Origin of the sequence: Vibrio sp. SCSIO 43153, assembly GCF_023716625.1 — a bacterium.
Lineage (GTDB): Bacteria > Pseudomonadota > Gammaproteobacteria > Enterobacterales > Vibrionaceae > Vibrio > Vibrio rotiferianus.
In genome coordinates, this window is record NZ_CP071856.1 from 1796360 (window position 1) to 1808089 (window position 11730).

General features: G+C 42.5%; 9 protein-coding genes. 3 read left to right on the plus strand and 6 right to left on the minus strand.

The annotated features are described in order from the left end of the window. Positions 1-70: 70 nt before the first annotated feature. The gene (locus tag J4N37_RS24270; RefSeq protein ID WP_252042643.1) at positions 71-1360 is read left to right on the plus strand and encodes an alkaline phosphatase; all 1290 of its coding nucleotides are present in this window, start codon (positions 71-73) and stop codon (positions 1358-1360) included. 107 nt (positions 1361-1467) lie between these two features. Here J4N37_RS24270 and J4N37_RS24275 read toward each other — a convergent pair whose 3' ends face one another. From J4N37_RS24275 to J4N37_RS24290, 4 genes are all read right to left on the minus strand, one after another. Next, a complete protein-coding gene (locus tag J4N37_RS24275) occupies positions 1468-1914 on the minus strand; it encodes a serine protease external chaperone (protein ID WP_252042644.1) in 447 nt (148 codons plus the stop codon). A 12-nt stretch (positions 1915-1926) separates the two neighbouring features. After that, positions 1927-3705: a S8 family peptidase gene (locus tag J4N37_RS24280; protein WP_252042645.1), complete on the minus strand. Its 1779-nt coding sequence runs from the start codon at positions 3703-3705 to the stop codon at positions 1927-1929. Between the two features lie 255 nt (positions 3706-3960). Next, positions 3961-4296, minus strand: coding sequence for a hypothetical protein (locus J4N37_RS24285; protein ID WP_038886775.1), 336 nt, complete (start codon positions 4294-4296; stop codon positions 3961-3963). A gap of 3 nt (positions 4297-4299) precedes the next feature. Then, on the minus strand, positions 4300-6102 hold the full coding sequence (locus tag J4N37_RS24290; RefSeq protein WP_252042646.1) for a tetratricopeptide repeat-containing diguanylate cyclase: 1803 nt from the start codon (positions 6100-6102) through the stop codon (positions 4300-4302). A gap of 302 nt (positions 6103-6404) precedes the next feature. Here J4N37_RS24290 and J4N37_RS24295 point away from each other — a divergent pair, with 302 nt between their 5' ends. Further along, positions 6405-6773: a PilZ domain-containing protein gene (locus J4N37_RS24295; protein ID WP_138955392.1), complete on the plus strand. Its 369-nt coding sequence runs from the start codon at positions 6405-6407 to the stop codon at positions 6771-6773. A gap of 368 nt (positions 6774-7141) precedes the next feature. On the opposite strand, the gene J4N37_RS24300 is transcribed toward J4N37_RS24295, so the two are convergent. Next, positions 7142-8398 (minus strand): aromatic amino acid transport family protein, encoded by a 1257-nt coding sequence (locus J4N37_RS24300; protein WP_252042647.1) that lies wholly within the window; start codon positions 8396-8398, stop codon positions 7142-7144. Positions 8399-8618: 220 nt separating this feature from the next. After that, on the minus strand, positions 8619-10832 hold the full coding sequence (locus J4N37_RS24305; protein WP_252042648.1) for an EAL domain-containing protein: 2214 nt from the start codon (positions 10830-10832) through the stop codon (positions 8619-8621). 347 nt (positions 10833-11179) lie between these two features. Here J4N37_RS24305 and J4N37_RS24310 point away from each other — a divergent pair, with 347 nt between their 5' ends. Beyond that, complete coding sequence (locus tag J4N37_RS24310) at positions 11180-11614, plus strand: GNAT family N-acetyltransferase (RefSeq protein WP_252042649.1); 435 nt, start codon at positions 11180-11182, stop codon at positions 11612-11614. Positions 11615-11730 lie beyond the last annotated feature (116 nt).

Below are 11730 nucleotides of genomic sequence, written 5' to 3' on the forward strand. Positions count from 1 at the left end.
TGCAAATTAGAACGATACTCAAGTTGATGTGTGCCTTTATGGTGCCTTCGCATTATGTCATGGATGAGATATGAGACTTAAATACTCCCTAATTACCGCGAGCCTCTTGGCTACCCATTCTTACGCAGGTGACGCGCCGAAGAACATTATCTATATGATCGGTGATGGCATGGGGCCAGCCTTTACGACCGCTTATCGCTATTATCATGATGATCCAAATACAGATGAAATAGAGCCGACGGTTTTTGATTCTATTTTGGTTGGTATGGCGAAAACGTATCCTGATGATGCGACTTACGTTACTGACAGTGCTGCAAGTGCTACAGCGCTAAGTACCGGTGTCAAAAGTTACAATGGTGCTATCGCGGTGGATACAGATAAGAAACCAATCAAAACAATGCTAGAAATGGCGAAAGAGAAGGGCATGACCACAGGCTTGGTGGCAACATCGCAAATTAACCACGCGACGCCAGCCAGTTTTGCCGCTCATAATGAATCTCGCCGAAACTATGACGATATTGCCAATGATTACATCGACAATAAAGTGGGTGAGAAATTACCAGTCGATCTACTTTTGGGCGGTGGTGTTCGCTATTTCGAGCGTGAAGACCGTAATTTAGTTGAGGAGTTCAAGCAGCAAGGCTACCAATACGTTGCCGACTTTGGTCAGCTTCCTGCACTACAAACTTTACCCGCCTTAGGCTTGTTCGCAGATAAGGCATTTCCGTTCGCACTAGATGAAAATCCCACTCGCCTAGAAGAGATGACCAACAAAGCGCTTTCTCTATTACAACGTCAAGACAATGGCTTCTTCGTGATGATTGAAGGTAGCCAGATCGATTGGTGTGGGCATGCGAACGACATTGCGTGTGCGATGGCGGAGATGAATGATTTTGCTAAGTCAATTGAATTGGCTAAAGCGTATGTCGATGCTCACCCCGATACTTTATTGGTGATCACCGCTGATCACTCAACTGGCGGCTTAACAATTGGTGCGAATGGGCAGTATCAGTGGGACACAGAGGTGATTAAGGGTGTTCGCAAAACCGCATGGCCTTTGGCGCTGTCTCTTGCGCAATCCCACGACATGATCGCGACATGGAATGAGTCGGTTGATTGGTCATTATCTAAAGATCAAGGTCGAAAGCTGGCATACGCCAAATTGAGTGAAGAGCCAGCTAAAGCCCTCTACAAGGAAGTGAAAGCAATCATTAATGAGAAGAGCTACACCGGTTGGACGACAAAAGGGCATACCGCTGTTGACGTCCAAGTGTTTGCTTATGGGCAAGGTGCGGATAAGTTTGTTGGTTCGCAAAATAACACTGACATCGCGAAGGAGTTAATCAGTTTTATTCAGTAGGTTCTCAACCCAATAGATTTAAACTGTCCGTTTCTCGTAAGCGAAAAGAAAATGCCTCAGCATGTGCTGAGGCATTTTTTTATAGGCCAACTTCTCTTGTTAGAGAATTATTGTGCACGGTATTTACCGCTGTTTAGTTCAATTTTAGACGCTTTTACGCGACTGTCAGCATTTAGGTAATCGCTAATGCTCAGAAGATCTTGGCCTTCGGCTGCTTTGAACACGGCTGATTCACCTTGAGCAAAGACGACGTCAAGTTTGAGCTCTTTAGCTACTGCCTTTGCATCGGCTGGGTTTTTTACCGTAACAAAGATAAGGCCCGTTGCTTTAGATACGTTACTAAACGCATTCTTAAACACCTCATCACCAGCGTGTAGCTCTGGCGCTTCGGCAAGGCTATCAACAGAAAGTTTTCGGTAATCTTGACCATTAATTTGTACGGCATCAGATGCGACAAACAGTTCAGGTGTAGGTTGCTGAGCTAATTGTTGCTCTGCTTGTACAGCCGTTGCCATTGTCGATAGAGCCAGAATAGAAAATGTCATAAATTTCATGTGAATGACTCCTTAGTGACCGAAGATACGCATAGACCAGTTTTTGATAACACCTGGTTTTGCGTTGTTAGCCATCGGTACATCATAGATAGCTGAAGAATTGAAATATGCAATGAATGAGAACACTTCACCGCCGTTGGTATCGATCGCTCGTAGTGTCCATTCGCCTTTTGCGTTTTCACCGTAGAATTGGTTAGAAAGCATTAATTGGTTTTCATAACCCGCTACTGTTGAATCCAGAGATTGACCAACGAGACCATTACGTGGTGTTTGCAGAACTGAACGTGTACCTGATGGAGAAATCAGCTCAATTGCCAAATCTGGTAGACGCGAGTGTTCAAGTGTTAGTTTCACTTGTACTGACTCAACAGTAATGTCATCGGTAACAGCAATCGCTGAAGAGCCACCCGCTAAGCTTGCGTCTGGAACACTCACTTCCGTCGCATTGCTTGCCCAAGGTGTAATAACTTGTGCAGGTAGAACATTGTTTGTCATACGAGCACGTTTCATTGCTTCATCTAGGTTAACTGCGCCAAAACCGTAGAAGGTATGGAAGTCAACGCCAGCTGCGTTTTTCTGCCATGGTGAAATCGCTTCGTAGCTTACCAAGTCTCCTTGGCTATTAACGAACTCAAGTTGAACACCTGGGTGGTCTTTGTCGGTTATGCTTGCTGTTTCTGCCAGTAACGCACGGACATCACGAGCGGTCAGCGCATGGTTGGTAGACATAATCGCAGCAATTGCACCAGAGGTGTTTGGCGCCGCTGAAGACGTACCATTCATTGTGCTGGTGTAGTTACAGTTCGGATCTTGCTCAGTACCGCCGTGCAGGCCGTTAATACCTAAATCTGCACTGGTGTTTTGACCTTCTTCACAGCCTACTAGATCTGTCGTTACCATTGCTGGGAAGTCTTGACCGTATTCACCTGCTGGTGCTGCGACCCACACGTTAGCACCAACTGATGAGTAGCTGGCGCGAGTTCCGTCAGCACGAAGTGCGCTGGTTACAAGGTTGTAGTAACTCGCATTGTCGTAAGACTGTGCCGAGTTATGCATTGGTAGGCCTTTGTTACCACCACCTGCGAAGAAGTCGCTAGGAAGCACGAAGAAACGACCAGTGTTGAAGTAGCGGTAACCGTTACCAGCAGATTTCACGAAGACAGCACCACGACCCCAAGCATTACCTTCGCTAACGTTTTTCATTACATCCATTTCAAGCTTGAACTGCGGATCGTTCTCATCGAATGGAATAGGGTAGATTGGGCTAAAACCATAACTTTGGTTGAAAACGCGAACATCGCTGGTTGCAGCGTCCACGCCGTGAGAAATCAACCAGCCTTCCAGCGTTTGGTTTGCGAGCCAGTTAAAGCCCATTAGAGAAGAGCGAGAAGCTACGCCGCGAACGCCCTCACCGTTGTTACCAACAGCGCTGATTAAGCCGGCTACAGCGGTACCATGGCCATTTGTATCAACTGGGTAATCGGCTGGGAATGAAGAGTCTTCAACGAAGTTTCTGCTACCTGTGACTACGTTACCTGCAAGGTCTGGGTGATCGATCTGTACGCCAGAGTCAATAACGGCAACTTTTACACCTACACCAGCAATGCCCATGGCTTGTGTCAGTTTGGTGTTCAAGTCATTACCCGCAACGGCAGCGTTTGCTGCAAATGCAGTTTGGCCTGTGTTGTCTAGGTGCCATTGCTCAGAGTAGAGCGGATCATAAGCCGAGACGGCAGGTGAAAGGCCTACTGCTAACATTGCAGCGAATAGGCGATTAATGCGTGTTTCCATTTGTGACCTCATGTCTTTGTTTGGAATTTTTGTCCCTGTTCGATACTCCTTTAAACAGGTCTAAACAAAGCTAGCGGCTTAGAATGGAAACGAAAACCGTTTACATTCTCTTTACTTTCATTTTTCGACGGATCGCGTTGTAATAACGCTTAGGGGTTGATAGAACGTAAGATTCTAGATATTGGATATGGGGAAGAGATGTGAAAAGTCGCAAAAAAGTAGCGATTATTCTCGCTACTTAAAGGTGTGAGGTTCTCATATAGCAGGTTGTATCGTAACCTCGCTTTCAGTGTGGCTTTCTTCCTTCTTCGTAATCAGCGTATCGACCCATTTTTCGATGTACCACTTATTGCGTTCTTTATCGCACCACTTTTTGTTCAAGCCTCGTCGGTTGAACTCAGAGCCAATTGCTGCCAATGTCTGGTTTGTTTGGCGTTTATAAAACAACGTCTCACATAGTTGCATATTGCTCATTTGCTGCGCGTACACATTGACACTACTGCCTCTCATGCCCATTTCAGCGGCTTGTTGGTTCGAGCAGGCGCTAACTAACAAACTAGCGATGATCGTGACGAATAGATGTTTTTTCATAATTTAACCAGAATTGATTTTGTATTGGTTTCTTCCTGCTTGTTTCGCTTCGTAAAGAGCTTGGTCGGCAGACATAAAACAGTCATCCCAATTAGTATTGAGCATAGTGACGTTCATTGTTTTTATCGCACCAATCGAGATGGTCGCGCTAAGGGTTAAACTATTAATGCTAAGCTTTTCGTTTTCAACTGCTTTCCTTAGTCTTTCTAAAGTTTTTGAGCATTCGTCGATGTTTTTGGCTTCAAAAACTAAAACAAACTCCTCGCCTCCCCAGCGGGCAAGTAAATCTTTAGAGCGGACCGAACGCTTAATCACAGAAGATACATGTTTCAGCATTTGATCGCCCTTATCATGACCGTACGTGTCATTAAACTGTTTGAAATAGTCGATATCAATGACTGCTAAAGAAAACATACTCTCAGGTGCGGTGTTGGCCATGTTACGCAACCAATGCGGTAAATAGCGACGATTATGAACTAGGGTTAAAGGATCAATAACGTTTTGCTCTGCGAGTTCTCGGTTGACTCTTTTTATTCGAGATACATACCTTATCCCTAAAGATGCGATACCAATGAGTGATAAGAAATAGAAAATTTCTCTGTATCGCTGGGCTTGTAGCTTAGATGCTTGTAGATCATTCTGAGCTTCCAATAGCTTCAATTCTTTTTGGGCGAGTTTAGCTTCTAACTCAAATTTAATGTCTAGCATCTCTTCGCCATTGACATGGCTGGCATACTCTTTTTCTAGGCTTCGGAGCTTAGAAAGTTGATAGAAGGCTTTCTCATACCGCCCTAGAGCTTGATTTGCTTTGACGAGCACCAAAAGCATCCCAATTCTTTCTTGCGACTCTGGAGTTAAGGTTAAAGACATTTGTTCGAGTGCTTTATTCGCATGTACAATTGCTAGCTCGAACTGTTTTTTGCTCATATAAGTTTCAGAAAAAGCTTCATAACAAGAAGCTTTTGCACCACTTTTAGGGCTGCTAGTAGGTAGCTCTAAGCATTGCTGCGCGAGCTCTAAAGACTCATCGTGTTTACCCATCGCATTCAATAGCTGAGATAGGTTCGCCAAAGATGTATGCTTCAAGCTGTCAGACCCTGTCTCCATACTTAATTTTACTGCTTGCTCAAAGTAGTATTCTGATTCGGAATACTTTTCTTTGGCAAAGCCAACGACGCTTTTGTTGGCGTAAAGAATGCCAAGGAATAAGCTATTATCAAAGTTGTTGGCTTTATCAAGATAAGTGCTGATGGCTTGATTGATGTAGTTTTCAGCTCGGACCCAATCGGATGTATCCATATATACAGAAGCAATATTGTTTAGGGTCATTGCAACTTGAATTTCAAAATGCGAATCGTCAAGTAAATCAAAGGCAGTTCGATAATACCTCATGCCAGTTTTTATCTGTGCTCGACGAATTTCAGCGTTGCCAAGCCAACGGTAGGCACGGCCTTGCAGAGCCTTGTAACCAATTTCACGGCTAATATTGATCACGTCGTGCAACAACAGCTCCCCTTGCCAGACATCATCCGTTTCTATGTATTCTATCGCTTTGTTCAGTTTAGCTTCGGCGATTACCCATTGGAGTTGGTGCTTGTTCCCAAAGGCCACCATATCAGGCAGGTCAGATATTGGAACACCTTCATATCGTTCTAAGTAGATACGAGCGAAATAATACAGTGCCTGGGCGTGTGGGGAGGTAAGGTCAGGCTGCTCTAAATCAGTGTTTTTGATTGCTCTTGGTTTACCGATCGACTCAAAGTAAAACTGCAGTGTAGGCAGGTCTTCAGGTGCCGTATTCTGCATTAGGTAACACGAGTGTTTTTTGTCTTCCTTTGCTGCAGAAGGAAGCGATAATGACACTAGAAAAGCAGTTAGAATGGCTAAACAGGGCTTTGAGAAAGAAAGTACACGCATTTATAAGAGACTAATACCGAGAGTGGTGCAAAGACATTGGTAATATAACATTTATAAGATTGCATTACTTGAAAATTAAGTTGTGGTATGTAAGTTGCAGTAGTTACGACAACCTAGTTTAAACGTAGTTAATCAGAGGAAAAATAAAACGCTTGTAGAATGGATGCCGTCATAAACATAAGGAGGTGGTTATGCTCAAATCCACAACGTTTTTATCTGGGGCAATAGCAGAGAAAGCCACACAACAACGAGCTTACTACCGATTACAGTACCCTAGTTGCGCTAGACCAAGTCTACTGATATCAGGTACTAGATACTTAGTGAGTGAATTATCGGAGCAAGGTTTAAGATTATTGAAAGCCCACCACTCTTTAGACGCAGTTGGAGTCAAGGTTAGAGGCGAACTTTCTCTGCATGACAATACAGAATTATCACTAGCCGGACACGTAATAAGAATGGAAGAGAAAGAAGTCATTGTAAAACTTGATGCGGGGCCGAGCTTCAAAAATATGCTCGATGAGCAACGCTTTATGCGATCAAATTATCCAGAAATTACTTGATAGACTCGACTGATTAAACGAGTAAGTCATTCGACATCTAAAATTTCATCTGACTGTCATAAATATTTAATACAGGTATGTATTGTGTGGAAAGTCGTTTTTGTACATAGTGTTATTAAGCCATGAAAAACTGGCTGTTCCCATCAAAAAGGAGATTGCCTATGCACAACGAAATGATTCAACCTTCTCGCTTCGGTATTATCGGTCGTACTTGTATTGCTTCAGTTCTGATGATCGCAGGTGTTTTCACTCTCATTCAATGAGACAGTAACGAATCATCACTGACAAGAAAACCATAGCAAAATTCAGGGAATTACCTTAATAAAAAATAAGGTATTCCCCTGAAAATCTCGCCTAAGTCTCTTTTCTTAACTCAACAAGCTAAAAACCAACGCACTTACTGCAACAATACCTGTCATTAGTACAAAGTATGTAGATGCTTTTCCACGATACTTCTGCAGTCCTTTCACTTTGTATACCGCTAACATCGGCATAATAAATAAGATCATGGCAATGACTGGACCTGATAGAGCTTCCATCATGCCTAGTATGCTAGGGTTCATGATTGCTGCGATCCAAATCGATACAAACAGTACGACAACACTAATGTGATCAACACGTCGTTTTGGCATATCAGAATGTTTAGAGATCAAACCATTAAGGCTTTCGCGTGCGCCAAGGAAGTGCCCAAGGAATGAAGAAGTAATTGCCACGAAGGCAACAAGCGGACCTAAGGTTGCAATGAATGGGTTTTCCGTCGCGTTAGCTAAGTAAGACAATACCGATACGTTTTGTGCTTTTGCTTCTGCCAGTTGCTCCGGGGAAAGAGTAAGTACGCATGAGAAGACAAACAGCAACACGAATGCGATCAGCATGACACTTGTACGGCGCAAGATCAGTTCTGATTTTACATCGGCGCCTTCACCGTAATGTCGGCGTTGTACGTTTGCAAAACTTGAGATCGCTGCTGCGTGGCTAAATGAGAAGATAACGACTGGAATCGCAAGCCACATCGTGCTCGCAAATGAAGACATTTCTGGTGCATCCATAACAGGCATACTCCAGTTTGGCATTAGGTAGAATGATAAAAATGCCAGAATCGCAACCAATGGGTAAACCATGATAGCGAACGCACGAAGCATCACTTTTTCACCTGCCATCATGATTGCAATCAAACTGAATACTAATACGCCAGACAGTAGGGCGCGTGGCAGCGGCTCCATACCTGCTTGGTTGACCATAAAGCTGTCAACAGTGTTGGTAATGCCTACGCCATAGATCAGTAGAATAGGGAAGATAGAAAGAAAATACAGCAGCGAAATCGAACGACCAGCTTTCGCCCCAAAGTGTTCTTCTACTACATCGGTAAAGTCTGCGTTTTTGATTTTTGATGACAGTACAAAGCGAGCAAGACCTCGGTGTGCCAAGTAAGTCATTGGGTAAGCGAGGACTGCCATAACAACCAATGGCCAGAAACCACCGATGCCCAAGTTAATAGGAAGAAATAGAATGCCAGCACCCACGGCGGTACCAAACAGACTTAATACCCAATGAGTATCGTGTTTCGTCCAAGTAGTAGTTGTGTTTAATTCACTAAAATTTAACGTTTCTCGAGATTCTTTCACTTAAAACTCGCCTTTATAAAAATAATAATCGCGCGGATGTTATATGTTTTAGTGATTGTTATCACATTGATGTGGTGGTGAATCGTGCTAGTGAAAAGGCAAAGGTGTAAACTATCGAACCATGAAAATTTGCAAAAAGCGATATATAGTTCTGGCTTTCTGTGTAGAAATTGAAACTATATCGCGAAATTTAACGAATTTTTGGTTTTAGATGTTGCGGTTAAGCTTTGTTCGATACCTTTTTAAGGTAGTCCTGCAAAGGAAGTGGCTTAGCAACGCCAAACCCTTGAGCAAACTGAATATTTAGTGATTTTAGCGTTTCTATGTGTGCTTCTGATTCCACAAACTCGGCTACCGTTACAAGTTTCATACTGTTAGCGACTTGGCTGATGGCTTGAACGATAATCCGGTCATTTTCACTACTAACAATGTCTTTGACAAAAGAACCATCTACCTTAAGTACATCAAGTGGAAGGCGGCGCAGATAGTCAAAACTTGCGTAGCCAGTACCAAAGTCGTCTAACGCAATAGTACAACCGGCTTCTCTCAATAGAGAAAGATTCTGTATAGCTATGGATTCATTTCGAAGTGCATCTGACTCAGTGATCTCAAAACATACCTTTTTAAGGGGAACACCATATATATCAGCGTGCAGTCGAATGTTATGTGCCAGTGACGGAGAGTTTAATGCTTTTGCTGTCAAATTTATGGAGCATTTCCCTAAGTTATCCCAGTCGACGATATTCTGGCTCAATTTGCAAAATGTATTGGTAATTACCCATTCGTCCAGTTCAATCTCAAGTCCAAATTCATGAATTAATGGAAAAAATTCAGCTGGTGACATCACGTGTGAATCATCTTGGTTCAATCTGAGTAGAACTTCAAAATAGCTCCCGGTATTTTTCGTATTCAACGCTAGATATGGTTGGCAGTACAGTTCAAACTTGTTTTCTCTGAAACAAGATTGAATAAAGCTGAGCTTGTTGAGTTTACTTTTGCTTGTGCTTGCTGCGTCTAGCCAGTTAATGGCTAGAGTGCTTTGAGGTCGTTGCTGACACAGTTTGGAAACTAAAGCTTCGACATTGTCACTTTCAGCAATATCGACACACTGAATGGTTCGTTTCACTAAACTCACCGAACTATCCTCAAAATAGAAGTAGAAGTCATCAAGCAATTGAATCAGCTTTTTTAGCTCAGTATTAATATACGGAAGACGTGGTGCGAAACATATCAAGCCGTTTGCAAATGGTGGTAAGTAAGCCCGCTGCAAGTACTCGGTGTTTTGTGCGAGGTATTGGCTCAATTGTCTCATTAATTGCGCTTGGCCTTGGTGGCCTAAGCCGTTCAATTTAGAAAGCGTGGGTTTCAAGTCTATGTATATCAAAACCACATTGTTTCTTGGTGATATGTCCTCTTGTAGTTGAGACAGAGTGTACAGGCCTGTAAAGCTATCAACACGTTCTTTTTCTACTGCTTTACGGGCAGTTATAAAGTTCTTGATTGTATGAGCGCCAAGCAGAAATGTTAGCATTGATAATACAAATAAGACCAAAAGCATGCCGTATAGGTGCTCTTGTTGAATTAGGCCTGCATTGTATTGACTGACAATGTTTTCCACACAAATCAATAGTGTGATAGAGGCAATGAGAAATGGCCTAATGAGACCAAACTTACCAAGTCCGACTCCCACTAAACAAAGCAAAGAAAGACAGAGTGTATTGATCAAAAGCGAGTTATTTGACGTAATCGCTCCAAGCAATATCATCCCACAAATAATGAGCCATATCCGATAACCTTGTTGAGAAGGTTGATTCCTCAGCATAGTGAGATCTAGCTTGAGATAAGGAGACTTATTGCCATCAAGAATATAGCTAAAGCCCAGGCTCAATAGAGGAGTTAGGGTCATGTGAGTGAGTACGCCACTGAGTATTGAGTAAGAGAAAAAGTCAAAAGATAGTGGAGAGTGCTCAATATATATATGGCTCATACTCCATAGTATGACGGTGTTCGCTACTGGATAAAGCAGGCCGAGTATAAGCACATAGTACCCAAGCTTTAATGTATAGTTTGAGTCTTCAATAGAAATTAATGCCCTTTTATACAAAGCAGCAAACACAAGTGGGATACAAGGTAGAAGAGACGAAAACAAAAGCGCTACGTTGCTCGGGCGCCCTGAGATAACCAAATAGTAAAAAAGCAAACTAATACTGAGAGTGGGCAGTACTTTCCAGCCGTATCGGATTAAAGCGGAAACGACTAAAGCAGCCGTGAATGACAGTACCTGAACGCTGTCTTTAGACACGACAAAAAAGCTAGAGATGCTGAAGCTAACTTGAACGGCAACAAAAAGTAGGATTTGCATACCCAGCCAGTGCCAAATGGATAGTTTATTGTCGAAAGCAGAACGACCTTGTTTGAGACTGTATAACGACATTACTCAACTACACTTAAAATTAGAATAATAAAAACAAATGGTTAGCTATCCTGAGCTCAATGGTTCTAATAATAGGAAAACTAACGAGTAAGTAACGAGCCTTTAGTAGGCCCAGTTATGCACTTTATTATTGTTATTTCTATCTATAAGTGCTCGAAACATTCTACAAAATTATGACAATAAGTAAACCACATTAAGAATGCCGTTCCATTAATGAATAGTGGTTTTACAATTAACCTTTGACTCGAGATGATAAAGAACTATTAGTTTAACTAACTGAAAAATATTAAACTTTAGCAATAAACTTAGATGTTACACTTTAGAACAGAGCGTAGAACTAAAACACCATGGAATTAGTTATTACCCAAAAGTCAGATATTGACGCTATTTTTAAGCTAGAACAGAAATTATTTGGTCATCACGCTTACCCTCAGTTTTTCTTTCGACAAGCATTTGATTGCTGGCAACAGGGGTTGGTGGTTTCCAAACAAAGCGAGCAAGTCACTGGCTATATTTTGATGGCACAAAGTGATGAACAAAACACCCATTGGATCTTGTCACTTGCGGTAGATAGTCAGCATCGAGGAAAGGGGATTGCACGTTCGCTTGTGGGGAATGTGATCGCAAAAGCAAGTTCCGGTTCTGTTATTAAGTTAACTGTCGATCCAAACAATGCGCCGGCTTACAAGTTGTACACTTCGTTAGGCTTTAAGGTTCTGGAAAAAGAAGAAGATTATTTCGGTGATGGAGAGCCGAGACTGGTCATGGCACTAGCCCGTTAATCTTGCACTTCTGTGATTCAAACTCGCACCTAATCAGTGCATTGCCAATTATAAAGTGAGAGCTGGTTTTATTAAGTTATTGAAATATAGTGAAATATAAAATTGGCATCGGGTTT